This is a genomic window from Roseivivax halodurans JCM 10272 (assembly GCF_000521785.1).
GTDB lineage: Bacteria > Pseudomonadota > Alphaproteobacteria > Rhodobacterales > Rhodobacteraceae > Roseivivax > Roseivivax halodurans.
Genome location: NZ_JALZ01000001.1, coordinates 276,560 through 303,115, shown reverse-complemented (window position 1 = coordinate 303,115; position 26,556 = coordinate 276,560). Strand labels below are relative to the sequence as shown.

22 protein-coding genes are annotated in these 26,556 nt (G+C 69.1%); 9 read left to right on the top strand and 13 right to left on the bottom strand.

Translation table 11 applies throughout. The features are described from left to right. Nucleotides 1-5: 5 nt before the first annotated feature. The 3 genes from ispG to hemA all read right to left on the bottom strand — a co-directional run bounded on the left by ispG (nt 6) and on the right by hemA (nt 4,291). Nucleotides 6-1,139, bottom strand: a complete 1,134-nt coding sequence (gene ispG / locus OCH239_RS01410) for a flavodoxin-dependent (E)-4-hydroxy-3-methylbut-2-enyl-diphosphate synthase (protein WP_037257572.1) — start codon at nt 1,137-1,139, stop codon at nt 6-8. A gap of 100 nt (nt 1,140-1,239) precedes the next feature. Continuing rightward, complete coding sequence (locus OCH239_RS01405; protein ID WP_037257569.1) at nt 1,240-2,922, bottom strand: helix-turn-helix domain-containing protein; 1,683 nt, start codon at nt 2,920-2,922, stop codon at nt 1,240-1,242. Between the two features lie 145 nt (nt 2,923-3,067). Next, nucleotides 3,068-4,291, bottom strand: a complete 1,224-nt coding sequence (gene hemA, locus OCH239_RS01400; protein WP_037257565.1) for a 5-aminolevulinate synthase — start codon at nt 4,289-4,291, stop codon at nt 3,068-3,070. 287 nt (nt 4,292-4,578) lie between these two features. Here hemA and OCH239_RS01395 point away from each other — a divergent pair, with 287 nt between their 5' ends. Beyond that, nucleotides 4,579-5,949, top strand: a complete 1,371-nt coding sequence (locus OCH239_RS01395) for a M20/M25/M40 family metallo-hydrolase (RefSeq protein ID WP_037257562.1) — start codon at nt 4,579-4,581, stop codon at nt 5,947-5,949. 60 nt (nt 5,950-6,009) lie between these two features. Here OCH239_RS01395 and choV read toward each other — a convergent pair whose 3' ends face one another. Both choV and choW read right to left on the bottom strand, forming a co-directional pair. After that, nucleotides 6,010-7,041 carry a choline ABC transporter ATP-binding protein gene (gene choV / locus OCH239_RS01390; RefSeq protein WP_037257559.1) on the bottom strand — a complete coding sequence of 344 codons (1,032 nt, stop codon included), beginning with the start codon at nt 7,039-7,041 and terminating at the stop codon, nt 6,010-6,012. Further along, complete coding sequence (gene choW / locus OCH239_RS01385; RefSeq protein WP_037258093.1) at nt 7,038-7,874, bottom strand: choline ABC transporter permease subunit; 837 nt, start codon at nt 7,872-7,874, stop codon at nt 7,038-7,040. The genes choV and choW overlap by 4 nt, the downstream gene beginning before the upstream one ends. A gap of 139 nt (nt 7,875-8,013) precedes the next feature. On the opposite strand from choW, the gene betI reads away from it, so the two are divergent. Beyond that, complete coding sequence (betI, locus tag OCH239_RS01380; protein ID WP_037257556.1) at nt 8,014-8,616, top strand: choline-binding transcriptional repressor BetI; 603 nt, start codon at nt 8,014-8,016, stop codon at nt 8,614-8,616. On the opposite strand, the gene OCH239_RS01375 is transcribed toward betI, so the two are convergent. The 3 genes from OCH239_RS01375 to OCH239_RS01365 all read right to left on the bottom strand — a co-directional run bounded on the left by OCH239_RS01375 (nt 8,586) and on the right by OCH239_RS01365 (nt 11,016). Beyond that, nucleotides 8,586-9,029: a hypothetical protein gene (locus tag OCH239_RS01375; RefSeq protein ID WP_037257553.1), complete on the bottom strand. Its 444-nt coding sequence runs from the start codon at nt 9,027-9,029 to the stop codon at nt 8,586-8,588. The two genes, betI and OCH239_RS01375, sit on opposite strands and share 31 nt — an antisense overlap. After that, nucleotides 9,026-9,778, bottom strand: a complete 753-nt coding sequence (locus OCH239_RS01370) for an RlmE family RNA methyltransferase (RefSeq protein ID WP_037257552.1) — start codon at nt 9,776-9,778, stop codon at nt 9,026-9,028. Before OCH239_RS01370 ends, OCH239_RS01375 begins: the two co-directional genes overlap by 4 nt. Nucleotides 9,779-9,903: 125 nt before the next feature. Beyond that, complete coding sequence (locus OCH239_RS01365; RefSeq protein ID WP_037257551.1) at nt 9,904-11,016, bottom strand: Ppx/GppA phosphatase family protein; 1,113 nt, start codon at nt 11,014-11,016, stop codon at nt 9,904-9,906. A 197-nt stretch (nt 11,017-11,213) separates the two neighbouring features. Here OCH239_RS01365 and OCH239_RS01360 point away from each other — a divergent pair, with 197 nt between their 5' ends. The 4 genes from OCH239_RS01360 to OCH239_RS01345 are packed head-to-tail and all read left to right on the top strand — an operon-like array spanning nt 11,214 to nt 14,188. Beyond that, entirely contained in the window at nt 11,214-11,519 is a 306-nt protein-coding gene (locus OCH239_RS01360) for a virulence factor (protein WP_037257549.1), read from the top strand. Between the two features lie 14 nt (nt 11,520-11,533). Continuing rightward, nucleotides 11,534-12,466 (top strand): methylenetetrahydrofolate reductase, encoded by a 933-nt coding sequence (locus tag OCH239_RS01355; RefSeq protein ID WP_037257546.1) that lies wholly within the window; start codon nt 11,534-11,536, stop codon nt 12,464-12,466. Between the two features lie 9 nt (nt 12,467-12,475). Further along, a complete protein-coding gene (locus OCH239_RS01350) occupies nt 12,476-13,123 on the top strand; it encodes an HAD family hydrolase (protein ID WP_037257543.1) in 648 nt (215 codons plus the stop codon). Between the two features lie 18 nt (nt 13,124-13,141). Continuing rightward, a complete protein-coding gene (locus tag OCH239_RS01345) occupies nt 13,142-14,188 on the top strand; it encodes a methyltetrahydrofolate cobalamin methyltransferase (protein ID WP_037257532.1) in 1,047 nt (348 codons plus the stop codon). A 78-nt stretch (nt 14,189-14,266) separates the two neighbouring features. On the opposite strand, the gene der is transcribed toward OCH239_RS01345, so the two are convergent. From der to OCH239_RS01330, 3 genes are all read right to left on the bottom strand, one after another. Next, nucleotides 14,267-15,724: a ribosome biogenesis GTPase Der gene (der, locus tag OCH239_RS01340; RefSeq protein WP_037257529.1), complete on the bottom strand. Its 1,458-nt coding sequence runs from the start codon at nt 15,722-15,724 to the stop codon at nt 14,267-14,269. A 73-nt stretch (nt 15,725-15,797) separates the two neighbouring features. Next, complete coding sequence (locus tag OCH239_RS01335; protein WP_244430284.1) at nt 15,798-17,126, bottom strand: PQQ-like beta-propeller repeat protein; 1,329 nt, start codon at nt 17,124-17,126, stop codon at nt 15,798-15,800. 43 nt (nt 17,127-17,169) lie between these two features. Next, nucleotides 17,170-17,826, bottom strand: a complete 657-nt coding sequence (locus OCH239_RS01330; protein WP_037257527.1) for a tetratricopeptide repeat protein — start codon at nt 17,824-17,826, stop codon at nt 17,170-17,172. A gap of 269 nt (nt 17,827-18,095) precedes the next feature. On the opposite strand from OCH239_RS01330, the gene OCH239_RS01325 reads away from it, so the two are divergent. The 3 genes from OCH239_RS01325 (at nt 18,096) to OCH239_RS01315 (ending at nt 24,209) form a co-directional block, all read left to right on the top strand. After that, nucleotides 18,096-19,388 (top strand): efflux RND transporter periplasmic adaptor subunit, encoded by a 1,293-nt coding sequence (locus tag OCH239_RS01325; RefSeq protein ID WP_037257525.1) that lies wholly within the window; start codon nt 18,096-18,098, stop codon nt 19,386-19,388. After that, nucleotides 19,385-23,191, top strand: coding sequence for an efflux RND transporter permease subunit (locus tag OCH239_RS01320; RefSeq protein WP_037257523.1), 3,807 nt, complete (start codon nt 19,385-19,387; stop codon nt 23,189-23,191). Before OCH239_RS01325 ends, OCH239_RS01320 begins: the two co-directional genes overlap by 4 nt. A gap of 142 nt (nt 23,192-23,333) precedes the next feature. Further along, nucleotides 23,334-24,209, top strand: a complete 876-nt coding sequence (locus OCH239_RS01315; protein WP_037257521.1) for a DMT family transporter — start codon at nt 23,334-23,336, stop codon at nt 24,207-24,209. Here the strand turns inward: OCH239_RS01315 and OCH239_RS01310 are convergent. Then, nucleotides 24,206-24,544: a hypothetical protein gene (locus tag OCH239_RS01310; RefSeq protein ID WP_037257519.1), complete on the bottom strand. Its 339-nt coding sequence runs from the start codon at nt 24,542-24,544 to the stop codon at nt 24,206-24,208. The genes OCH239_RS01315 and OCH239_RS01310 overlap by 4 nt on opposite strands. A gap of 82 nt (nt 24,545-24,626) precedes the next feature. Further along, a complete protein-coding gene (locus OCH239_RS01305) occupies nt 24,627-26,465 on the bottom strand; it encodes an ABCB family ABC transporter ATP-binding protein/permease (RefSeq protein WP_037257517.1) in 1,839 nt (612 codons plus the stop codon). Between the last annotated feature and the right edge of the window lie 91 nt (nt 26,466-26,556).

Genomic DNA, 26,556 nt, shown 5'->3' with positions numbered 1-26,556 from the left:
GACGATCACTCCGCCGCTTCGGTCGGGGCGACCTCACCCGCTTCGATCTCGGCGGCGCGCTTCTCCACCTGCTCGACGATGTGATCCACCATCTCGTCGTTCGACATCGAGTGGGATTTCTTTCCGGCGAGATAGACCATGCCACGGCCCGCGCCGCCACCGGTGAAGCCGACATCGGTCATCAGCGCCTCGCCGGGGCCGTTCACCACGCAGCCGATGATCGATAGCGACATCGGCGTCTTGATGTGCTCGAGCCGTTCCTCGAGCTTTTCAACCGTCTTGATCACGTCGAAACCCTGACGGGCGCAGGACGGGCACGAGATGATGTTGACGCCGCGATGGCGCAGTCCGAGCGCCTTGAGGATCTCGTAGCCGACCTTCACCTCCTCGACGGGATCGGCCGAGAGCGAGACGCGCACCGTGTCGCCGATCCCCATCCACAGGAGGTTGCCGAGGCCGATCGAGGACTTGATCGTGCCCGAGGTCAGCCCGCCCGCCTCGGTGATGCCGAGGTGGATCGGCGCGTCCGTCGCCTCGGCGATACCCTGATAGGCCGCCGCGGCGAGGAAGACGTCCGAGGCCTTCACCGAGATCTTGAACTCGTGGAAGTCGTTGTCCTGCAGGATCCGGATGTGGTCGAGCCCGCTTTCCACCATCGCGTCGGGGCACGGCTCGCCGTATTTCTCGAGGAGATGCCGCTCGAGGCTGCCGGCGTTGACGCCGATCCGCATGGAGCAGCCGTGATCGCGCGCGGCCGAGATCACCTCGCGCACCCGCTCCTCGGAGCCGATGTTGCCGGGATTGATCCGCAGGCAGGCGGCGCCCGCCTCGGCCGCCTCGATCCCGCGGCGGTAATGGAAGTGGATGTCGGCGACGATGGGCACCGGGCTCTCGCGCACGATTTCCTTCAGCGCCTTCGAGGAGGCCTCGTCGGGCACCGAGACGCGCACGATGTCGGCGCCCGCATCGGCGGCGCGCTGCACCTGATCGACGGTCGCCTTCACGTCGGTGGTGTCGGTATTGGTCATCGTCTGCACCGAGATCGGTGCATCGCCCCCGACAGGCACGTTGCCCACCATGATCTGCCGGGACTTCCGGCGGTAGATGTTGCGCCAGGGGCGGACGTGATTGAGGCTCATTCAGCCCTCCATCGAGCGTGGCCGTGGGCCCCGCCGCTGCGGGGCCGGTCCTTGGCCTCTAGCTAACCGAGGGGGCGGCACGCTTCAACCGGGCGCGACCTCACTGATCCGTGGACCCGGCGTCCTCCGGGCCGGCGGAGCCGATGTCGAGCTCCGCCACCACCTTGCCGAGCGCGGCATTTCCTGAGGGATCGGCGGGCGACATCGCGCCAGTCACATCCGCGACCGAGAGCGCGAGATTGTCGGCGATGGCACCCTCGCTGCCATAAGGGCCGTAGGTCCGGCCGCCCACAGCGAAATAAACGGCGCCGGCATTGCCCGAACGGATCGTCGGGGCCTGTTCGGTCCGGGGCACCTCGTAGATGTCGCCCGCGGACATGACGGTCTCGAAGATCGTGGCCCCGGCCGCATCACGCACCCGCACCCAGGTATCCGCAACGGCGACCACGGTGACCCCCGGCGCTCCCCGTTCGAGCACCTGAACCGTCGGCACCGGCTCTTCCGACGGCGCGGCTTCCGCATCGGGCGCTGCGCTAGCCACGCGCTCTTCGCGATCGAGGCCGAGCTCTGCGATGACCCGCTGAAGGTCGGGATCCTCCGCGACATCCGCGCGTGCAAAACGATCCGCCACGGCCTGCGCGCCGAGATCGATGCCCGACGTCACGGCGCCGCGGGCGCCCACCGGCCCGTAGGTCTGACCGGCGACGGTGAAGTAGAGAGCGCCGCTCTCGCCGACCTGCAACTGTGGGTCCTCGACCGTCTGTTCGGGGGCGAAAGTGTCGCCCGCGTTCAGTATGCCCTCGAACACTTTTGCGCCGCTCGCATCCGTGACCCGGACCCAGGCCGGACGCACAGCGACCAGCGTCACGCCGTCGCGCGGTCCGATGATCGGATCGCGGCTCCCCGCGCCGCCGAGCACCTCAGCCAGGGTCTGCTCGATGGCGGAGGTCGCGTTGTTCGCAGTCTGCACCTGCGGCAGATCGTTGGAGGCGTCGCCTGCAAAGAGGCCAACCCGGCTCGGATCGAGGGTCGAGATCGGCGCATCCCGTGCCACCAGCACCGGCACGTCGAGCGCCTGCGGACGGTAGAGCCTGTCGAGTGCCTCGTTCGAGGGCGGCGAGAAGACGCCCGCGCTTTCGACCTCTTCGCCTTCGGACGAGGGCGTACGCGCGGCGGCGACCGGGTCGAGATCCGACAGCACGATCGGGGTCTGGTCGACCGGCGTGACCTGAACGCGCTGCACTTCCTGGAGAACGGTCCAGCCGCCGTAGCCGATGCCGCCGATCAGCGCGATCAGGACCAGCATGGAGCCGACCGCGCCGGGTTCGATCCGCGAGAACATCCCCTCGTTCGCCGGGGTGAAGGGCATGCTCGGATGTTTGAAGGGATCGCGCGCAGGTTGCGTCCTGGACTGCTGCGAAGGCTCGGCCGGACGCTTCAGGACGGAGGCCTTCTCGGACATCCCATGGGCGACCGAAAACCCGCTCTCCTCGCAGAAGACGGCGAATGTCTCGTCGGGGTCCATTCCCAGATAGCGCGCATAGGAGCGCACGTATCCGGCGATAAAGCCCGGAGTGTCGAAGGCGTCGGGATCGCAATTCTCGATCGCGGCGATGTAGCTCGCCTTGATCCTGAGCTCGCGCTGCACGTCGAGAAGCGATTTTCCGAGCGTCGCGCGTTCACCGCGCATGACATCGCCCAGACGCAGTTCGAAATCGTCGAACCCGCGCGGGGATCCGCCGTCGCCATATTCGTCATGCAGTGATGCTGCCCGCATCTTCATAGCGGCTGCCTCGATTTCACCGTCCTGCGTCCCATGCCCTGGAGAGCGCGTATCGATCGACTCAGGGCGATTTCCCGAGTCGTGTCACGCTCCTTATCAGAGGCAAGCTAACACATAACAAGCAAATCGACAGCGTTTATCGCAATTAGGCGGAGAGTTCGGCGCGATTCAGCGCGCAATGGGACCAGAGCTCGTCCATGGCGCTCACGAGCCGGTCCATCTCGTCCGGGCCGTGCACCGGCGACGGGGTGAAGCGCAACCTTTCCGTGCCGCGGGGAACGGTCGGGAAGTTGATCGGCTGCACGTAGATCCCGTAGCCGTCGAGCAGCATGTCCGAGAGCGCCTTGGTGTGCACCGGATCGCCGACGATCACCGGCACGATGTGGCTGCCGTGGTCGATCAGCGGCAGACCCATGCCCTTGAGGCGTGTCTTGAGGATCTTCGCCCGCTCCTGATGAAGCTGCCGCAGGTCGCGATCGCGCTTGAGATGCGCCACCGACGCGGCGGCGCCGGCGGCGACGGCCGGCGGCAGCGACGTGGTGAAGATGAAGCCCGGCGCGTAGGACCGCACGGCGTCGCACATCTTGGCCGACGCCGCGATGTAGCCGCCCATCACGCCATAGGCCTTCGCGAGCGTGCCGTTGACGATGTCGAGCCGGTGCATCAGGCGGTCGCGCTCGGCCACCCCTGCCCCGCGCGGCCCATACATGCCGACCGCGTGAACCTCGTCGATATAGGTCAGCGCGCCGAACTCGTCAGCGAGATCGCAGATCGCCTCGATCGGGCCGAAATCGCCGTCCATCGAATAGACCGACTCGAAGGCGATGAGCTTGGGCGCCGAAGGATCGTCGGCCTCGAGCAGCTCGCGCAGGTGAGCGACGTCGTTGTGCCGGAAGATGCGCTTGGCACCGCCGTTGCGGCGCACGCCCTCGATCATCGAGGCGTGGTTCCGTGCGTCGGAATAGATGATCAGGCCCGGGAAGAGCTTCGGCAGCGTCGAAAGCGTCGCGTCGTTGGCGATGTAGGCCGAGGTGAAGACGAGCGCCGCCTCCTTGCCGTGCAGGTCGGCAAGCTCTGCCTCGAGACGCTTGTGGTAGACCGTCGTGCCCGAGATGTTCCGCGTGCCGCCAGAGCCTGCACCGGTGGCATCCACCGCCTCGTGCATCGCCTCGAGCACCACCGGATGCTGACCCATCCCTAGATAGTCGTTGCCGCACCAGACCGTGATCGGCTGCTCGGATCCGTCCGGCTTGCGCCAGGTGGCGTGGGGGAACTGGCCGCGCTTGCGTTCGATGTCGATGAACGTGCGGTACCGTCCTTCTTCGTAAAGGCGGTCGATGGCTCGGTCCAGCTCGGCGTTGTAGTCCACGCTCTCGTCTCCTTGGTCTTTACCCCGCGGGATTGCCGGACCCGCTCCTCCACAAGCACGCTTCCGCCGCGTTCCCGATGCATATAGAGCCACAAAGCTCCGAACAACCGCCTAACCCATGACGGTTGGTCGCAGCTTTGATCCACATCAAGGGGCCGCGACGCGCATCGGAAACATTGGATGTAATCGGTACATTCGCATCTTTCCACCGGGCAAGTCCCGCGCGCCCGGCTGGACACGGTCGCGCGCGCTGGTACCTAAGGATCAAACGATCACAGGAGACACCCATGTCGCTCGACGCCGTCCTATCCCGCATCGACGCCGATCTGCCGAACGCCACCGAGCGCCTCTTCGACCTCTTGCGCGTGCCCTCGATCTCGACCGATCCGAAATACGCGCCGGAATGCCGCCGGGCGGCGGAATGGCTGGTCCAGGATCTCACCTCGATGGGTGTCGACGCCTCGCTGCGTGAGACCCCGAAGCATCCGATGGTCGTGGGCCATGTGGACGGCGACGGGCCCCACGTGCTGTTCTACGGCCATTACGACGTCCAGCCTGTGGACCCGCTCGAACTCTGGGACCGCGACCCGTTCGATCCGGCGATGGAGGATACGGACAAGGGCCGCGTGATCCGCGCCCGTGGGGCGTCGGACGACAAGGGTCAGCTGATGACCTTCATCGAGGCCTGCCGCGCCTTTCACGCCGAGACCGGCCGCATGCCCTGCCGCATCACCTTCTTCCTCGAAGGCGAGGAGGAATCGGGCTCGCCCTCGCTGGTGCCGTTCCTCAAGGAGAACGCCGAGGAGCTGAAGGCGGACGTCGCGCTCATCTGCGACACCGGCCTCTTCGACGCCGAGACACCGGCGATCGTGACGATGCTGCGCGGTCTTCTGGGTGAGGAGATCACCATCACCGGCGCAACGAAGGACCTGCATTCGGGCTTCTTCGGAGGCGCGGCGATGAACCCGATCCGCGTGCTGACGCGGATCCTCGGCGGGCTGCACGACGAGAGCGGCCGCGTTGTCGTGCCGGGCTTCTACGACGGCGTGCCGGACCTCGACCCGGGCCTGCGGCAGCAATGGGAGGGGCTCGGCTTCGATCACGCGGCCTTCCTCGGCGGCGTCGGGCTCGCCACTCCGGCAGGCGAACAGGACCGCACCCCGCTCGAGATGATCTGGTCGCGCCCCACCGGCGAGATCAACGGCATCATCGGCGGCTATACCGGCGACGGCTTCAAGACGGTGCTGCCGTCGCGCGCCTCGGCCAAGGTCAGCTTCCGCCTCGTCGGCGAACAGGACCCGCACGCGATCCGCGAGAGCTTCCGCGACTGGGTGCGAACGCAGGTGCCCGAGGATTGCAAGGTCGAGTTCGAGGCGCACGGCGCCTCGCCCGCATCGGTCATGGCGACAGATCACCCGGCCTTCGAGCAGGCACGGCAGGCGCTCAGCCTCGAATGGCCGCAGGAGGCCGCCTATGTCGGCGCCGGCGGGTCCATCCCGGTCGCGGGCTACTTCAAGTCGATCCTCGACATGGACGCGATGCTGATCGGCTTTGCCAAGGAAGACGACCAGATCCATTCCCCGAACGAGAAATACGATCTCGAGAGCTTCCATCGCGGGATCCGCAGCTGGGCGCGCATCCTCGACGCGCTGACCTGAGCGTCGCCGGGGGCGCGGGATCGCCGCGCCCCGGGAATGACGAGGGGGCCGGCCTGCGGCTCAGCCGCCCGCGCCGGGCCCTGCGAGGTGCTTCACGATCCCGGCCGAGCTCACCTGGCCGATGATCCGCCCGGCTTCCTCGACCGCGACCGGTCCGCCGGCTTCGGTGAGCCTCGCCATGACGTCCGCGACAGGGCAATTGGCATCGACCGTGTGCTCGGGCGTGCCGGCCGCAGGCTCCATCACGTCGCGCGCCCGCAGCACGCCGAGCGGGTTCATGTGGGCCACGAACTCCGCCACGTAATCGTTTGCCGGATGGGCATAAATGTCTTCCGGCCGGCCGCACTGGACGATCCGCCCGCCTTCCATGATGGCGATGCAGTTGCCGATCTTGAACGCCTCGTCGAGATCGTGGCTGACGAAGATGATGGTCTTCTGCATCTCGCGCTGAAGCTCCAGGAGCTCGTCCTGCAGCTTGGTGCGGATGAGTGGGTCCAGCGCAGAGAACGGCTCATCCATCAGGAGAATCGGCGCGTCCGTGGCAAAGGCGCGGGCGAGGCCCACGCGTTGCTGCATGCCGCCCGAGAGCTCCGCCACCTTGCGGTCGCCCCAGCCGTCGAGACCGACGAGTCCGAGCTGCCGCTCGACGCGCTCGCCCCGCTCCGCCTTCGGCACGCCCGCAAGCTCGAGCCCGAGCCCGACATTCTCGCGCACGCTCCGCCACGGCAGGAGCCCGAACTGCTGGAACACCATCGCCACGCATTCGCGGCGCACCGTGCGCAGGTCCTCGTCGCTCGCGGTGGTGACGTTGCAGGACCAGTCGTTGTCGTTGACGGTGACCGAGCCCCGCACCACGGGGTTCAGCCCGTTCACCGCCCGCAGCAGGGTCGACTTGCCCGATCCCGAGAGGCCCATGAGGACGAGGATCTCTCCGGCCTGCACATCGACCGAGCAGTCGTGCACGCCGAGCACCTGGTCGGTCCTCTTCTGGATCGTGGCGCGGTCGAGGCCCTCGTCCATCAGCGGCAGGGCGGATTTCGGTTCGTCTCCGAAGACGATGGAGACGTTGTCGATTTTCACGGCGGTGCTCATTTGCGCGCTCCCACGTTCAGGATCCGGTCGAGCATGATGGCGACGACGACGATCACGAAGCCGCTCTCGAAACCGAGTGCCGTGTTCACCTGGTTGAGCGCCCTCACCACCGGCACGCCGAGCCCGTCGGCACCCACGAGCGCCGCGATCACAACCATCGACAGCGACAGCATGATGGTCTGGTTGAGCCCCGCCATGATCTGCGGGAAGGCGCTCGGCATCTCCACCTTCCAGAGCACCTGGCTGCCCGTCGCGCCGAAGGCGCGCGCCGCCTCGAGAAGCGGCTGCGGCGTCGAGGAGACACCGAGATAGGTCAGGCGGATCGGCGCGGGCACGACGAAGATCACCGTCGCCATGAGCCCCGGCACCATGCCGATGCCGAAGAACACGATGGCCGGGATCAGGTAGACGAAGGTCGGCAGCGTCTGCATCAGGTCGAGCACGGGCCGGATCGCCGTATAGAGCTTCGGCCGATGCGCCGCGGCGATGCCGATCGGCACGCCGATGCCCATGCAGACGACGCAGGCCGAGAGAACCAGCGTCAGGCTCTCGAGCGTCTCCTCCCAATAGCCCTGATTGAGGATGAAGAGGAACCCGAGCGCGACGAAGAGCGCCACCTTCCAGCTGCGCTGCAGCGCATAGGCGATCGCGACGAAGACCGCGATGACGATGAAGGGATGCGGCGTCTCCATGACCCAGAGCACGCCGTCGATCAGCGCCTCCATCGCGACGGCCGCCCCGTCGAGCAGCCATCCGCCATAGGTCCGGATCCCGTCGAAGATCACCTCCGCGGCGTCTCCCACGGGGATCTTGTACGATGTGAGCCAGTCCAGCATCTCTCGCGTCCCCTTCCGTGTTGGCCCGGGCCAACGCGGATGTGACGCGAAGGCGCGGCAAAATTGATTGACGGGTCAATTAATGATCTACTAGACTCGATCCTGCAACCGAATACTTCCCAAGGTTTCCAGAGCCATGAGCAAGGAGCTGACCCGCCGCCGGGATCTGATCGCCGCCACGATCCGCGAGATCGGCGAACGCGGCACGCTCGGCGTGACCGTCGGTCAGATCGCGAAACGCGCCGGGGTCTCGCCGGGTCTCGCCTTCCACTATTTCGGCGACAAGGAGGCCCTGTTCCTCGCCGCGATGCGCACGATCCTGCGCGATTACGGCCGCGACGTCCGCGCGGCGCTCGGTGCCGCGTCCGGCCCGAGGCAGAGGCTCGACGCGGTGATCGACGCGAATTTCGCCGACAGCCATTTCAGGGACGGGGCGGTCGCGGCCTGGCTCAATTTCTATGTCCTCGCCCAGTCCTCCGGCGAGGCGGCGCGGCTCCTGGCGCTCTATCACCGACGGCTGCATTCGAACCTGATGCACGATCTGCGCCCCCTTGCCGGCGCGTCGGCCGAGTCGATCGCGCGGCGCCTGGCGGCGCTGATCGACGGGCTCTACCTGCGCTTCGCGCTCACCCGCCACGATGTGGATGCCGGTGCCGCGGCGGACGAGGTCCGCGCCGCGCTCGACGCAGCCCTTGTCGCCACCGAGTGTCACGAGCCCCGCAGGGCGGCGAGGTCGTAGCCGTACCAGTCGAGGATCTCGCGGGCCGCGATCAGCCGCTCGCCAGGAGCGCCGGTGCGGTCGAGGACGAAGACCCGCCCGCCGCCGGGATCGCCCATCGCGACCGTCCGCGCATCGGCATCAAGCCAGTGCACCCAGAGCGGTGCGCCGTCCGCGGAGAACCGCCCCGGCGCCACCTCGACCAGATCCGAGCTGTCTCCCGCGATCACGATGCAGCCCGGCGCGATGCTGACCGAGGCGCCCGGAGGCACACCCGCCCCCTCGACGATCCGCCATTCCCCGTGGAGCCGGTCTGCCGTCACGTCCATCTGCGCGCCGACCGGGGCCGCAGGATCGCGCAGGGTGGCCGGCGTGTCCGGCGCGGGGGCAGCGCCGCATCCCGCGAGCGCGAGGCAAATCAGAACGCGCTTCACGCCTCCTCCTCCTCGTCCGCCGGCGGCACGGCCCGCCCGCGGAACCCCGTCGCCACCACGAACTTCTCCGAGGAATCCTGACGCGAGGCCGGCGGCTTGACGTTGGCGACCTTGTCGAAGCGCTTCTTGAGGAGCGTCTGCAGCCCAGTCTCCGCGCCCCCCGCCAGAACCTTGGCGACGAAGGTCCCGCCCGGCTCCAGCACGTCGAAAGCGAACTCCGCCGCCGCCTCGCAGAGCGCGACGATCCGCAGATGGTCGGTCTGCTTGTGCCCCGACGAAGCCGCCGCCATGTCCGACATCACCACGTCCGCCGAGCCGCCGAGCCAGGCCTTGACCCGCTCGTCCGCGCCATCATCCATGAAATCGAGCTGGTGGATCTCCGCGCCCTGCACCGGCTCGACCTCCTGAAGATCGACCCCCAGCACTCGGCCTTCCGCCTTGCCCGCCTTCTGCCCGAGCGCGTTCACGCGAAGGACCGCAACCTGGCACCACCCGCCCGGCGCGCAGCCGAGGTCGACGACCCGCGCGCCCGGCACGAGGAACCGGTACCTGTCGTCGAGCTCGAGGATCTTGTAGGCCGCACGCCCGCGGTACCCCTCCGCCTTCGCGCGTTTGACGTAAGGATCGTTGAGCTGCCTCTGCAGCCACCGCGTCGACGAAGGCTTGCGCCCGCGCGCCGTCTTCACCTTCACGAACAGATCCCGCTGCCCCCGCCCGGAATTGTTCCTGCCGTCCGGCTTCTTCGCCATCGCCCCACCTCGTTCTTGCGCAACGTTCCGGGCGCCTCGCGCCGTCCGGACCGGTCCTGTCTTCTTCTTGGCAAAAATACTCCGGGAGCGCGAGGGCAGAGCCCTCGCTCCGCCGCGCCCATCCCTCAGAACGGCCCGTCCTCGAGCACCCCGTCCGCCGACATCTGCGCGTAGAGCAGGCCCTCGCGCAAGCCGCGGTCGGCGACCGACAGCCGGTCCGTGGGCCAGCAGCGCAGCAGCGCCTGAAGGATCGCCGCCCCCGACATGATCAGCGCCTGCCGGTCCTGGCCGATGCGCGGATCGCGCCGCCGGCCCGCCGGCCCCATCTCGAGGTAGTCGCGGATCACCGTCTCGATCTGGTCCGAGGTCATGCGCAGCCCGTCGACCTTGGTGCGGTCGTAGCGCTTGAGCCCCAGATGCGACGCCGCGACCGTGGTCACGGTGCCGCTGGTGCCGACGATCTGGAAGCCCGCCCGCTCCTGCTCGTCCTTGTAGGGCGCGAACTCGGCGAGGTTCTCCTCGAAGAACCACGACATCAGCGCATAGCGCGCCGCGTCGTCCTCCACGTCCGAGAACTGGTCCCGCAGCGTCGCGACGCCGAGCGGAACGCTGATCCAGTCCACGACCTTGGCCGCCGGGAACGGGGTTTCAGCCGAATGGAACCCTGCATGCAGCCGCATGATCGCCTTCGGCCGGTCACGGTGCGGCACCGAGGAGAGGTCGATCCAGACGAGCTCGGTCGACCCGCCGCCGATATCGACGACAAGCAGCTGCTCGGTCTTGGTCGAGACGAGTGGCGCGCAGGAGATGACCGCGAGCCGCGCCTCCTCCTCGGGCTGGATGATCTCGAGTGTGAGCCCGGTCTCGCGCTCCACATGCCGCATGAAGGCGCGCGCGTTCTGAGCCCGCCGGCACGCTTCCGTAGCGACGAGCCGCATCCGGCGCACGCGATGCCGCTTGATCTTCTGCTGGCACACACGAAGGGCCGCCACCGTCCGGCCCATCGAGGCGCGGGACAGCCGACCGGTACGCTCGAGCCCGTGGCCGAGCTGCACCGATTTCGAGAAGCTGTCGACGACGTGAAACTGGCTGCCCTTCGGCTGGGCAATCAGCATGCGACAACTGTTTGTACCGAGATCCAGCGCTGCATAGAGCTCGCTCGGATCCGGCTTGGCGGGCGCGGGGCTCTCGACCGGTTTCGGGAAAGCGCCCGCACCTCCGGGACGCTCTGGCGCCATGACTTGCGCCTTTCCGATATCAACTTGAATTCACGATACGCTTGCGGGGATCGGCGTGCAAGCCTGACGGACCCTCCCGCGACGTTGCGACCCGGGCCGGGGGCCAGCGTCGCCTGCGCATCGCACAAAGTCGGAAACGGGCACCTTGCGTCAACCTCGCTCGGCTATCGCTGGGGAAACCGATCGAGGAGGCCCGCATGCCCGAGGTCAGCATCGTCTACTGGCGCGACATTCCCGCGCAGATCGTTCTCGGCCGGGGGCGCCGCGCCATCAAGCGGCCCTTGCCCGAACGGTTCGAGCAGGCGATCGACCGCGCCGCCATGGCCACCGGCGCCACCGGAACCGACGCCTATCTCGAAGACTGGCGCCGCGGCGATCCCTACCCCGTCGAGGCCCCGAGCGACGAGGATGCGGCCGATGCCGAAGCCGCCCGCATCGCCGCGATCTACGACGCCGAAAGCCTGCGCGCGCTCGTCGCCGCCGGCGGCCGCGCCGGCACCTGAGAGGAGAGCCCCACATGCGCATCCTGCCCTTCCGCCGCACCACCGCCGCGCCCGCCGCCCCCGACGCCACGCTGCAGGCCCTGAGTGCCACCGCCTCGATCGAGGTCATGCCGCGCACGCTGGCCAAGATCGAGGATCCCGCCGCGCTGCTGCCCGCGGGCATGCGCGTCTACATCGCCCATATCGACGGCACCCCGATCGAGGACATGGTCGCCGCCGCGCGCCGCCTCTCGCTGGCCGGCTTCACCGTCATGCCGCACATCCCCGCGCGCCTCATCGCCGATGCCGCGACGCTCGAAGATTGGATCGCCCGCTACCAGGGCGAGGCCGGCGTGCATGAGGCGCTCCTCCTCGCAGGCGGCATCTCCGAACCGAAGGGCGACTTCCACTCCTCGATGCAACTTGCCGAGACCGGCCTCTTCGACCGGGCCGGGTTCACCCGTCTCCACGTCGCTGGCCATCCCGAGGGCAACCGCGACATCGACCGGGACGGCGGCGAGCGGATCGTCATGGAGGCGCTGCGCTGGAAACAGGATTTTGCGAACCGCACCGACGCGCAGATGGCCATCGTGACCCAGTTCGCGTTCGAGGCCGATCCGGTCATCGCCTGGGCCGAGCGGCTGGATGCGGCCGGCATCACCCTGCCGGTCCATGTCGGTCTTGCGGGGCCGGCGAAGCTGCAGACGCTGATCCGCTTTGCCGTGGCCTGCGGCGTCGGTCCCTCGCTTCGGGTGCTGCAACGGCGCGCGGCGGACGTCACCAAGCTCGTGAAACCCTACGCCCCGACAGAGGTCGCGAGCGCCCTCGCCCGCCACGTGGCGGGAAACCCGCGCACCAATATCGCGGGATTCCACCTCTTCCCGCTCGGCGGGATCGCGCCATCGGCGGAGTGGATGGCAGAACAGCGCGGCGACGCCTCGCTTGCCGCCCGGGCGACGGGCGTCTAGCCCGCTGTCATGACACATGCGCTTCTCTTCGACCTCGACGGCACGCTCCTGCACTCCGACCCGCTCCATATCGAGGTCTTCATCGACCTCTACAGGAGCCGCGGGCGCGAGATCGACAAGGCCTACTACCTTCGCAACATCCACGGCCGGCACAATGCGGCGATCTTCGGCACGGACTTTCCGGGCGAGGATTCACAGGCGCTCTCGGAGGAGAAGGAGGCCCGTTTCCGCGACCTGCTTCCCGAACGCGTCGCGCCGATGCCAGGCCTTCCGGACCTCCTCGACCGTGCCGAGGCGGAAGGCTGGCCGGTCGGCGTCGTGACAAACGCACCACGCCTCAACGCCGAGGCGATGCTGGCGGCGATCGGTCAGCGTCACCGCTTCGAGGTCATGGTGATCGGCGACGAGCTGCCGCGCTCGAAGCCCGACCCCCTGCCCTATACCACCGCGATGGAACAGCTCGGCACGGAGCCGCGCCGCAGCATCGCCTTCGAGGACAGCCCCTCGGGTCTGCGCGCGGCCCGCTCCTCCGGGGCCTTCACCATTGGGCTCCGCTCCAGCCTGCCGCACGACCGACTGATCGAGGCAGGCGCGCACGCCACCATCGCCGATTTCTCCGGCCCCGCCCTCGACGACCTCATCGCCCAACGCCTCTGACCAACGGGAGCCCGCCCCATGACCCGCACGCTGCTGCACTCCGCGACCCGGACCGCGATCATCGGCTTCGACCAGCCGTTCTGCGTGATCGGCGAGCGTATCAACCCGACGGGCCGCAAAAAGCTCGCGGTCGAGCTCGAGGCGGGGGATTTCTCCACGGTCGAGGCGGACGCGCTGGCGCAGGTCGCGTGCGGCGCGACGGTTCTCGATGTGAACGCGGGCGTCGTCTACAATTCGAACCCCAACCCCAACGAGACCGAGCCGCCGCTCATGCGGCAGATGATAGAGCTGGTGCAGGGCCTCGTCGACGTGCCGCTCTGCATCGACAGCTCGGTTCCCGCAGCGCTAGAAGCCGGTCTCGCCGCCTGCAACGGACGCCCGCTGGTCAACTCGGTCACCGGCGAGGAAGAGCGGCTCGACTACGTCCTGCCGCTGGTCGCGAAATACGACGTGCCCGTGGTGGCGATCTCGAACGACGACACCGGCATCTCGGAGGATCCCGAGGTGCGCTTCCAGGTCGCGAAGAAGATCGTCGAGCGCGCCGCCGATTTCGGCATCAAGCCGCACGACATCGTGGTCGACCCGCTGGTGATGCCCGTGGGCGCGATGGCGACGGCAGGACTGCAGGTCTTCACCCTCGTGCGGCGCCTGCGCGACGAGCTCGGCGTCAACACCACCTGCGGGGCCTCCAACGTGTCCTTCGGCCTGCCGAACCGGCACGGCATCAACACCGCCTTCCTGCCGATGGCGATGGCCTGCGGCATGACCTCGGCGATCATGAACCCCTGCGCGCTGCCGCTGACCCCGGCCAGGATCGCCGAGAAGCGCGCCGAGGTCGAGGCGGCCGGCGTGATGCTGCCCGAGGGCATGGACGACGAGACCTTCTGCCGCCTCTTCGGGATCGGCTCGACCGAGGCGCGGCCGGGCGTCGAGATGACGGCGATCCGGGCCGCCAACTTCCTCACCGACAACGACCCGTCCGGCGCGGCGTGGATCCAGCACAACCGCGCCCCCGGCGACACCGCGTCCCGCGGCCGCGAAGGACGCCGCCGCCGCCGCGCCTGAGATCGACGCTGGGTGCCAACGGGGGTCCGGGGGCCTGCCCCCGGCCATAGAGCGCGCGCGCCAGCGCCCTCCGCTTGATCAGCCCTTGCGCTTGTCGAGGTGCTTCTGCAACGCGCCCGCGTTCTTCTCGCGCTTGCCGCGATAGGGGTTCCGGGCGCCCTGCCCGCGCATCACCAGCCGGATCGGCGTGCCGGGCATGTCGAAATCGGCGCGCAATCCGTTGACGAGGTAGCGCGTGTAGGAATCCTGCATCTTGTCGGGATGCGAGCACATCACCACGAAATGCGGCGGGCGCGTCTTGGCCTGCGTCATGTAGCGCAGGCGGATCCGCCGCCCGCCCGGCGCCGGCGGCGGATGCGCCTCGATCATCTCGCCGAGCCAGCGGTTGAGCTTCGCCGTCGGCACGCGCGTGTTCCAGACCTCGTGCGCGCGGATCACCGCGCCGCGCAGCCGGTCGAGCCCGCGGCCCGTCTTGGCCGAGACCGTCACCAGCGGCGCGCCCCGCAGCTGCGGCAAAAGCCGGTCGAAGGCCTCGCGAAGCTCCTTGAGCTTGGCGCCCTTGTCCTCCTCGAGGTCCCATTTGTTGACCGCAACCACCACCGCGCGGCCCTCGCGCTCGGCGAGGTCGGCGATGCGCAGGTCCTGCTGCTCGAACGGGATCGCGGCGTCGAGCAGCACCACGACGACCTCGGCGAACTTCACCGCGCGCAGACCGTCGGCGACGGACAGCTTCTCGAGCTTCTCCTGCACCTTGGCCTTCTTGCGCATGCCCGCCGTGTCGAAGATGCGCGTCGGCACGCCCTCCCAGTCCATCATGACCGAGATGGCGTCGCGGGTGATGCCCGCTTCGGGTCCCGTGAGCAGCCGCTCCTCGCCGAGGAGCTTGTTGATCAGGGTCGACTTTCCCGCATTCGGCCGGCCGACGACGGCGATCTGCAGCGGCTTCTCGAGGGTCGGCACCTGCATGCCCTCGTCCGCCTCCTCGGAGACCGGCAGGCCAAGATCGGGCTCGTCGGGCGCGCGCTCCGCCGCCTCGGCGAAACCGTCGGCCAGCGGCATCAGCGCGGCGTAGAGGTCGGGCATGCCCTCGCCATGCTCCGCCGAGAGCGGGATCGGCTCGCCGAGCCCGAGATTCCAGGCTTCGAGGACGCCGCCTTCGGTGTTGCGCCCCTCGGCCTTGTTCACCGCAAGCAACACGTGGCCGGCGCGCTTGCGCAGGATCTCGGCAAAGATCTCGTCGGTTGGCGTGATCCCGGTGCGGGCATCGACGACGAAGAGGCAGACATCGGCCATGTCCACAGCGCGCTCGGTCAGCCGCCGCATCCGCGCCGGAAGCGAATCGTCGGTCGCGTCCTCGAGCCCCGCGGTGTCGAGTACCGTGAAGGTCAGATCGCCGAGCTTCGCCTCGCCCTCGCGCAGGTCGCGCGTGACGCCCGGCTGGTCGTCGACGATCGCCAGCCGCCGGCCGACGAGCCGGTTGAAGAGCGTCGACTTGCCCACATTGGGACGGCCGACGATGGCGAGGGTGAAGGACATGGGATCGCTCCGCCTGGGTGAAGGCGCACGGGTTAGCCGATTTGCGCGGCGCTGAAAAGCCGCGATCGCGCGCTCAGCGGTAGGCGATCAGTGTCCCGTCCGCGGAGACGAGATAGAGCGTGCCGCCCGCGACGATCGGCTGGGTGGTTGCGCCGCCCGGCACCGCCACCTGCGCGGCCAGCCGTCCGTCCTCGGGAGCAAAGCCCCGCAGCGCTCCGTCCGAGGAGGCCACCCATAGCAGTCCGCCCGCCACGACCGGCCCGTGGTTTGCGACCGAACTGTCGCGCCGCCGCGACGGCCGCGCGCTCGGACGCCAGCCCGGAAGCTCCTGCGCCCAGACGCGGGCGCCGGTCTCGCGGTCGAGCCGGACGAGCTGGTTGATATCGGACACGAAGTAGACCGAGTTGCCGACGACCGCCGGGCGTTCGAGAGCGCCGTCCTGCGCCTCCCAGCGGCGCTCGCCGGTCGCGAGCGAGAAGGCGGCGAAGCGCCCCGAATGGTTGCCGGCATAGACCGTGTCGCCGGCGATCACCGGATCGCCCGTGAGATCGTCGATCTTCGACAGGACCCGGCCGCGGCGCCCCCCGGCGAGGTTCTCGGACCAGAGCGCGTAGCCGCCCTCGCGGAACGCGGTCCGGAGCGTGGCGTCTCCGAAGCCGAAGACGACGCGTTCGGACCCGAGCGCCGGAGCGGGCGCGCCCGCAACGCCGCCGATGTTCTCGGCATTCTCGGTCGTCCAGCGCACCCGGCCATCGGTCGCGCGCAGCGCCCAGCCGATGCTGTCGCCCGAGGTCACATAGACCATGCCGTCGCGGTAGCTCGGCGCACCGGTCGCGCCGGCGTCGAGGTTCTGGCGCCAGTTCTCGCCGCCGGTCTCGGGGTCGATCGCATAGAGCCCGCCGAAGCCCGAGGCGACGAAGAGCGCGCCGCCGCCGAGCGCGAGCCCCCCGCCCTGCGCCTGATAGCTCTGGTCGCGGGACGGTGTCAGCGTGCGGCTCCAGATCACCTGTCCGGTGCGTGCCGATACCGCGCTCAGGACAAAATCGGACGACATCGTGTAGACCCGCGCACCGTCGGTGACCGGATTGACGTTGAGCCTCTGGCGCTTGACGTCCCCCTGACCGATATCCGTCGCCCAGGCCAGTGCCAGCGGCAGCGACAGTGCCGCGTGATCGGTGCGCACATGCGGGCTGACCGGGCTTTGCGGCCATGCGCCGTTGACGACCGGCCCCGGAAGGGCGGCCGAAAGCGCGCGGTTCGCCGGCGTCCCTGCATCGACGGGCGAGCCCTGCAGGACCTCGCGGACGCCGAGGCGCTCGCCCGGCAGGATGACCTCGCGCTCGCCGCAGGCCCCAAGGAGCGTGGCGCCCGTCAGCGCCGCGAGTGTCATGAGCTTGCGCACGTGTCCGTCCCCGTTCTTCTCAATCAGACGTTCCGGGTCTCTCTCAGGAGCCCTCTTCGACCGATCCGCCAAGCGCGACAATCAACTGCGAGGCGCGCAGGCGCAAGCCCTGGCTCACCTCCGAATCCTGCCGGATGGCCTCCAGGCGCTCGAGAGCAGCCTCGGTATCCCCCGCCTCTATCTCGAGCAGGGCGAGCTGTTCCTCGGCCAGGAGCCGGAGCGCGCCGCCCTCCTGCACCATCGCCTCGAAGCCGATGCGGCGATCCTCGGCCGGCACGCCCTCGCGCGTGAGCGCCTTGTAGCTGGCGATCTGACGATAGACCGGCGCCGCGCCGCTGGTGGCGACCTCGGTCAGCGTCTGCCGCGCCGCCTCGGGATCGGCATCCTCGGCCGCCGCCTGCTCGCCCGCGATCAGCATCTTGAGCACGGCCTGCGCGCCGCCCTCTGGCGCCTCGATATCCTGAAGCTCCGTGGCCCGCTCGGTCGGCGTCTCGGCATCGAGCGCCTCGAGCACCGCGGTTCCGAAGGCCTGCGCCCGCGCATCCTCGCGGGAGGCGCTGTATTCGCGCCACGCGGCGCCGCCGACGATCACGATGACCAGGAGGATCGCGATCCACCCGTAGCGCTTGAGGTATCGGTAAAGGCGGTCGCGGCGGACCTCCTCTGTGACCTCGTCGATGAAACTGTCGGGATTGCTCACCCGCGCCCCCTTCCGAACCAGTGCAAACAGCGTCGGGGCCCTCTTAGCCGAGGGTGGAAGCGCTGCCAAGCAGTGTAGACAGCGATCGCCGTGCGGCCGCATCACTCCGATTGTTCCAAATGACGTTGCGACATATTGAACAAAATCCGATGATCACTCATCTAAACCGGGCGGTTTAGCGTAACAGTGACGTTGCCGGCGCTCCGGAGCGCCGGGGCCGCGCGGCCGCATCCGGGCCGGGACACGCGGCCAATAGGACAGGACTTTCGATGCGCCTCTTTCCGATCCTCCTCGCCGCCCTCGTCGCCGCCGTCCTTTATGCACTCGTCATGGAGCGGGACCGGCTGACCGAACTGTTCGCCGGACCGGGCGCCACAGGCGCAGCGGATGCCGTGCCGGCCGAGGCCACGGCGGGCTCCGAGCCGGAAACCGGCACCGCGATCCGCGTCATGGCGATGAAGAGCGCGGCCGAGGAGATCGACAGTGCCGTGGTCCTGCGCGGCGAGACCCAGCCGCTGCGTCAGGTGACCGTGATGGCAGAGACCACCGGCAAGGTCGTGTCGCCCCCCCTGCGCAAGGGCGCCTTCGTCGAAGCGGGCGAGATCCTCTGCGAGCTCGATCCCGGCACCCGCGCCGCCAGCCTCGAGGAAGCGCGTGCCGCGCTGGCCGAGGCCCGCGCCTCCCGCCCAGAGGCCGAGGCCCGGGTGCCCGAGGCGGAGGCCCGGCTCGCGGAAGCGGAGGCGGCGCTCGAGGAAGCCCGGATCAATTCCGAGGCCGCGACCGCGCTCTCGGGCTCGGGCTTCGCCTCCCAGACCCGCGTCGCCGCCACCCGCGCGGCGATGCGCAGCGCCGAGGCCGCGATCTCGTCCGCGCGGGCCGGTGTCGAGGCGGCGAAGTCGGGCCTTCAGGGCGCCGCAGCGCGCGTCCGCTCGGCCGAGGCCGCGGTCGCCCGCGCCGAGGAAGAGATCGACAAGCTGACGATCCGCGCGCCCTTCGACGGACTTCTCGAAAGCGACACCGCGGAACTCGGCGCGCTGATGCAATCGGGCGGCATGGGCGGCGATGCCTGCGCGACCATCCTGCAGCTCGACCCGATCAAGCTCGTGGGCTTCGTGCCCGAGGCCGATATCGGGCGCGTGACGGTCGGCGCCGCGGCCGGGGCCCGCCTTACCGGGGGCGGCACCGTGTCGGGCAAGGTCACCTTCGTGTCGCGCAGCGCCGACGAGACCACCCGCACCTTCCGGGTCGAGATCGAGGTGCCGAACCCCGATCTTGCTGTTTCCGCCGGGCAGACCGCCGAGATCGCCATCGAGAGCGACGGCGCCCTGGCGCATCTCGTGCCGCAATCGGCGCTGACGCTGAACGACGAGGGCGCGCTCGGATTGCGCACCGTCGCGGGCGACGGCACCGCCCGTTTCGTGCCGGTCGAGATCATCCGCGACACGCCGCGCGGCCTCTGGGTCTCGGGCCTGCCCGAGGCCGCGGACGTCATCACGCTCGGACAGGAATACGTCACCGACGGCGTCGCCGTCCTGCCCTCCTTCGAGGATATCGTGCCATGACCGGCATCGTCGACTGGGCCGCCGCGCGCGCGCGGATGGTCATGGCCTTCATCGCGCTCAGCCTCGTCGTCGGCGGTTTCGCCTATTGGCAGCTCCCGAAGGAGGGCGAGCCCGACATAGAGATCCCCGCCCTCTTCGTCTCCGTCCCCTTCCCGGGCATCTCGGCCGCGGACAGCGAGAGCCTTCTCGTCAAGCCGATGGAGACCGAGCTTCAGGATCTCGACGGCCTGAAGGACATGGGCGCGACGGCGGCCGAGGGCTATGCGGGCGTCTCGCTGGAATTCGAGTTCGGCTGGGACAAGACCAAGATCATGGCTGACGTGCGCGACGCCATGAGCCGCGCCCAGGCCGACTTTCCCGCCGGCGCCGAGCAGTATTCGATCAACGAGATCAACTTCTCGGAATTTCCCATCGTCGTCGTGAACCTCACCGGCCCGGTGCCCGAGCGCACCATGACGCGGATCGCCAAGGACCTTCAGGACCGCATCGAAGGCCTCGACGCCGTGCTCGAGGCGGGCCTCGCCGGCAACCGCGACGAGATGCTCGAGGTGCTGATCGATCCCCTCCGGCTCGAGAGCTACAACGTCACCGCGGCCGAACTGATCGGCGTCGTGCAGAACAACAACCAGCTGATCGCCGCCGGCGAGGTCGAGACCGATACCGGCACCTTCGCGGTCAAGATCCCGTCCTCCTTCGACACCGCCCGCGACGTCTACGACCTGCCGGTCAAGGTGAACGGCGACCGGATCGTCACGCTCGGCGACCTTGCGACGATCAACCTCACCTTCGAGGACCGCACCGGCACCTCGCGCTTCAACGGCGAGAGCTCGCTCGCGCTGCAGGTGGTCAAGCGCAAGGGCTACAACCTCATCTACACCGTCTCCGAGATCGAGCGCGTCGTCGAGGGGACCCGTGCGGGCTGGCCCCACGAGCTGCAGGCCGCGGTCGAGATCGGCACCTCGAACGACCAGTCTAGGCAGGTCGCCTCGATGGTCAGCCAGCTCGAGGGCTCGGTCCTGACCGCCGTCGCGCTCGTGATGATCGTGGTGCTCGCCGCGCTCGGCCTGCGCCCGGCGCTGCTCGTCGGTTTCGCCATCCCGACCTCGTTCCTGCTCTGCTTCGCCTTCCTCGCACTCATGGGCGTGTCGGTCTCGAACATCGTGATGTTCGGCCTGATCCTCGCCGTCGGCATGCTCGTCGACGGGGCCATCGTCGTGGTCGAATACGCCGACAAGCGCATCGCCGAGGGCGTCGGCCCGATGCACGCCTATGTCGACGCGGCGAAACGCATGTTCTGGCCGGTCGTCTCATCGACCGCGACGACGCTCTGCGCATTCCTGCCCATGCTCTTCTGGCCCGGAATCCCAGGCGAGTTCATGGGCATGCTGCCGGTCACGCTGATCTTCGTGCTCTCGGCCTCGCTCGTCGTCGCGCTCGTCTACCTGCCGGTCATGGGCGGCGTCGTCGGCCGGCTCGAGCGCTGGCTCAAGACCCGTGCCGCCGAGATCGGCGGCCTGCCGCTTCTGGCCCATCTCGCGCTCCTGCCGCTTGCCGCGCTCGGAATCGCCGCCGGGGCCGGGACGGCTCCCAGCCTCTCCGCGGCTATGGTCGCCCGTTTCGGCGCGCTCGACGGCGCGGACATGCTCGGCTCGGTGATCCCGACCTTCGCCCACGTCTTCGCGATGATCCTCGGGTTTGTCGTCGCGGTCGCGGTGGCGCTCGCGGCGGGCCTGCTTCTCGTCCTCGCGCTCGCGGCCCTGTTCATACGGATCGGGAACGGCGCGCGCGGCCTGCGCCGGCGGATCCTCGGCCCCGGCCGGCCGGGGAGACTGACCGCAGGATACCGCCGCTCGCTCTTCGGCCGGTTCATCGCACTCGTCGCCACCAACCCGCTCGGTCCGATCGTCGCCATCGGCACGATCTTCGTCTTCGTGGGCTCGGTCTTCATCTATTACGGCCAAAACCAGAACGGCGTGGAGTTCTTCGTCGAAAGCGAGCCGGAATTCGCCCTCGTCTACGTCAAGGCCCGCGGCAATCTCAGCCTCGCCGAAAAGGACGCGCTCGTCGCCCGTGCCGAGGCGATCGTTCTCGCCCATCCGGGCGTGAAATCCGCCTTCGCCTTCGCCGGCGAGAGCGGTCTCAACAACAATACCGGCGGCGCCGAGGCTCCGAAGGACACGATCGGACAGGTCCAGTTCGAGACCGTGCCGTGGGAGGATCGCGTCGGCGACGCCGCCCTCGACGGGGACGTGGTGATCGCCGAGCTCTCGCGAGAGCTCGCGACGATCCCCGGCATCGAGACCGAGATCCTCAACCTGGCGATGGGCCCCGCCTCTCCCAAGCCCGTGCATCTGCGCATCACCGGCGACGACTGGGAAGATCTTCTGGCGGTGACGGAAAGGGCGCGGGCGCAATTCGACGCCACACCGGGCCTCCGCCTCGTCGAGGACACGCGCCCCCTGCCCGGCATCGACTGGGAGATCGACGTCGACGTCGAGAAGGCCGGCCGCTACGGCGCCGACGTCGCCACCGTCGGCGCTATGGTGCAACTCGTCACGCGCGGGATCCTGCTGGACACAATGCGCGTCGACACGTCGGACGAGGAGATCGAGATCCGCGTGCGCCTGCCCGAGGAGGAGCGGCTGCTCTCGACCCTCGACACGCTCAAGGTCCGCACCCCGGACGGTCTCGTGCCGCTCTCGAACTTCGTCACCCGCAAGCCGGTCAAGAAACTGGCCGAAATCAACCGCACCGACCAGAAGCGCTACTTCGATGTGAAGGCCGATGTCTTCCCGAACCTCGTCAAGGCGGTGGACGAGGACGGCGCGGTCGCCGCAACGCTCCGCTCGGCTCCGGATGGCGGAGGCGACGCGACCACCGAAGGGCCGGACGGCCCCCTCGCACTCGTCGCGCTCGGCGAGGACGCGCAGCTCGAAGGCGTGACCGCCGGCCTTCGGACCGGCGCGCTCGACCTCGTCCCGGTGAACCCCAACGAACGCATCGCGCTGCTGACCGGCTGGCTCGAGGCGCAGGAGCTCCCTCCCGGCATCGCTTGGGAATGGACCGGCGATCAGGAGGACCAGGCCGAAAGCGAGGCTTTCCTCGGCCAGGCCTTCGGAGCCGCCCTCTTCCTCATGTTCATCATCCTGCTGGCGCAGTTCAACTCGCTCTACAACGCGGTGCTGGTCCTTCTCGCCGTGGTCCTTTCGACCACCGGCGTGCTGATCGGAATGCTGGTCATGGGACAGACCTTCTCGATCATCATGACCGGCACCGGCATCGTCGCGCTGGCCGGGATCGTCGTGAACAACAACATCGTGCTGATCGACACCTATCAGGAATACGAGCGCTACATGCCTCGCGACGAGGCCATCGTCCGCACCACCGAGGACCGTATCCGCCCGGTGCTGCTCACGACCATAACCACGATGGCGGGCCTCGCGCCGATGATGTTCGGCCTCAGCCTCGACTTCTTCGCTGGCGGCTACACGATCGACAGCCCGACCGCGCTCTGGTGGAAGCAGCTGGCGACCGCGGTGGTCTTCGGCCTCGGGGTCGCGACGATACTGACGCTGATCTTCACGCCCGCGATGCTCGCCGCGCGGATCTGGGTCACGACCTATGCGCTCTGGCTCGGCCGCGCGCTCTCGGCGCTGTCCCTCGGACGGGCGAGCCGCGCCGCGCAGGACTGGGCCGTCTCCACACGGGCCCGCCGCACCCCCGCGCCGCTGATCCTGTGGGACGAGGACGAGCCCCGGGCCGGACCCGCACCGGGCCCGGCGCAGCTCCGCGCCGCAGAGTGAGATAACCCCGGCGCGCCGGATCGCGGACCGGACCTGGGCCCGCGATCCATCGGCACAAGACGTCTTCCGACGCTTCGGATCACGCGGGGCAGGTGACGGATCCGCGCTTGATCCCGCTGAATGTTAGCGCTACCACACCCCCATGACGACACCCGCCCGCCCCTCCGCCCTCGACGGCATCGCCCTGCGCCTATTCGCGGTGTTCCTCCTCACCGCCATGTCGGCCGCCGCCCGCGCCGCCGCGCAGAGCGTGCCCGTGGGCCAGGTCGTCTTCGTCCGCTCCGCGCTCGCGCTCGGCCCGATCTGCGTCTACATGGCGCTCCGCGGCGGCATCCTTCCGAACCTGCGCACCGCAAGGCCGGGCGCCCATCTCATCCGTGGCTCGCTCGGCGGCCTCTCCATCGCGCTCTCGTTCCTGTCGCTCGCGCATCTCCCCGTCGCCAGCGCCGAGGCGCTCTCCTTCCTCGCGCCGGTCCTGTCGCTCCCACTCGCCGCCGCCTTCCTGCACGAGCGCGTCGGTACGGCCGCCCTCGGCGCCGTGCTCCTCGGCCTCGCCGGAACGCTCCTGATGCTCTGGTCGGCTCTGGCACTGCCCGAGGACGGCGCGGTCATCGGCGTCGCCGCCGGCCTCGGATTCGCGCTCGTCATGGCGGTTGTCCGGGTTCTCGTGAAGGACATGACCCGGTCCGAGCCCGCCGCGACCATCGCCTTCTACATGGCGCTGATCTCGTCGCTCCTCGCCCTCGGCTCGGCACCCTGGGGCTGGGTCGTCCCGGACCGAGACGCCGCGATCGCCCTCGCGGCGACCGGCCTTCTCGGCGGTCTCGCCGCCATCGCCGGAACCGAAGCCGTCGCCCGCGCGCCCGTCGCAACCTTGGCCCCGGTCGAATATACCGGCCTCGTCTGGGCGCTGCTCTTCGATCTCGTGATCTTCGCAACCGTCCCCGGATGGCAGGCGATGGCCGGCGCCGCGCTGATCCTGACCGCTGCCGCGATGGTCAGCCTGCCGCGCCGCTAGGAGCCCCGCTCCCGCGCCGCCGGATCGAGCCCGTCCCACCACTCCGCGTAGGAGGTGTTCGAGGGATGCTTGCCGCCCTCGTCCGGCGCGCCGTCGTCCCACCAGACCGGCCCGCGCTCGCCGAGCCGCCGCTTGGCCGCATCGACCGCATCCCGGGCTGCACGTTCGTCGCCGTCGCCCGCAGCCTGCCCGACCCCGCGCCGCGCCTGCATCAGCGCCTTCACCGCCGCGCGGCGCTCGCTGTCGCCGAGCCGCGGATCCGTCTTCCGCCACATCCGCCCCTTGGCGACGAAGTACCGCCCGTCCGGCGTTTCTGGATAGTCCTTCCGGCTCACGCCCCGTCCCCCGGCTTCTTCTTGGCGGAAATACTCCCGCCGGAGGCTCCCCCCATCCCGGCAAGCGCTCTCGTCTGCCGCTTCACGCCGCGTCCTCGCGTTCGGCCGCCTGACGCGCCCAGAGCCCGGCATACCGGCCCCTGCGCGCGAGGAGCTGCGCATGGGTGCCCTCCTCGACCACCTCACCCGCTTCGAGCACCACGATCCGGTCCGCATCCGCGATGGTCGAGAGGCGGTGCGCTATGGTCAGCACGGACCGCCCCTCCGCAGCCCGCGCCAGCGCCCCCTGGATCTCCACCTCGGTCTCGGTGTCGAGGGCCGAGGTCGCCTCGTCGAGCAGCAGGATCGGCGGATCCTTGAGCAGCGTCCGCGCGATCCCGACCCGCTGCTTCTCGCCGCCCGAGAGCTTCAGCCCGCGCTCGCCCACCTGCGTCTCGTATCCCTCGGGCAGGCTCTCGATGAAATCGTGGATCTGCGCCGCGCGCGCCGCCGCCTCGATCTCGTCCTGCCCGGCCCCCTCGCGGCCATAGGCGATATTGTAGCGGATCGTGTCGTTGAAGAGCACCGTGTCCTGCGGCACCACCCCGATCGCGGCGTGCACGCTCTCCTGGCGGACGTCCCGCAGGTCCTGCCCGTCGATCCGGATCGCCCCGCCCTGCACGTCATAGAACCGGAAGAGCAGCCGCCCGATCGTCGACTTGCCCGACCCCGACGGCCCGACCAGCGCGACGCTCTCGCCCGCCCCGACCCGCAGCGAGACGCCCTTCAGGATCGGCCGCTCGGGATCGTAGCCGAAGCGGATGTCGTCAAACTCCACCACACCCCGCGAGACGGCGAGGTCCGGCGCGCCCGGCTTGTCGGAAACCTCGGCCGGCTGATCCAGGAGGTCGAACATCGAGCCCATGTCGACGAGGCTCTGCCGGATCTCGCGGTAGACGGTCCCGAGGAAATTGAGCGGCATGGTGATCTGGATCATGTAGGCGTTGACCATGACGAAGTCGCCGACCGTCAACCGCCCGGCCGCGACCCCCTGCGCCGCCATCACCATGACGATCACGAGCCCCGCGGTGATCAGGAAGGCCTGCCCGAAATTGAGCGCCGCGAGCGACACCTGCGTCTTCACCGCCGCCCGTTCGTAGGCCCGCATCGAGCGATCGTAACGCGCCGCCTCGCGCGCCTCCGCGCCGAAATACTTCACCGTCTCGAAGTTGAGCAGCGAATCGATCGCCTTCTGGTTGGCGTCGGTGTCCTGCGCGTTCATCTCGCGGCGCAGCGTCACCCGCCACTCCGTCACCTTGAAGGTGAACCAGACATAGGCCGCGATGGTCACCGTCACGACGAGCAGATAGCGCGGATCGAACAGGAAGAAGAGCACCGCCGCGATCAGCGCGAGCTCCAGCACCAGCGGCCCGATCGAGAAGAGCAGGAAGCGCAGCAGGAACTCCACGCCCTTCACGCCCCGCTCGATGATCCGGCTGAGACCGCCGGTGCGGCGGGTGATGTGGTAGCGCAGCGAGAGCCGGTGCACATGGGCGAAGGTCTCGAGCGCGATCTGCCGCAGCGCCCGCTGCCCGACCCGGCTGAACACCCCGTCCCGCAGCTGCTGGAAGCCGGTGTTCATCAGCCGCGCCATGCCGTAGGCCACGGTCAGCGCCACCGCGCCCGCGCCGAGCGCCCAGGCCGGCGTCACCTCGCCCTCGGTCAGCGCGTCGACCGCCGCCTTGTAGAAGAGCGGCGTGCCCACCGCGATGAGCTTCGCCAGCACCAGGAGCGCCAGCGACAGCACCACGCGCCGCTTCACCCAAGGCTCGCCCTCGGGCCAGAGATAGGGCGCGACCCGCCGGATCGTACGAAGGCCGGAGCGGCGCTCCTCGGCCGCGACCTGCGAGTCGGTCTCTGTCTGGCTCGTTTCGGGTGGCATCGGATCTCCCGGGGGCTGGCAGTCCGGGCAGACATAACCCCGTCGGGGGCCGGTGGCCAGAAACCGCCACGCCGCACCCGGCGCCCGCTCC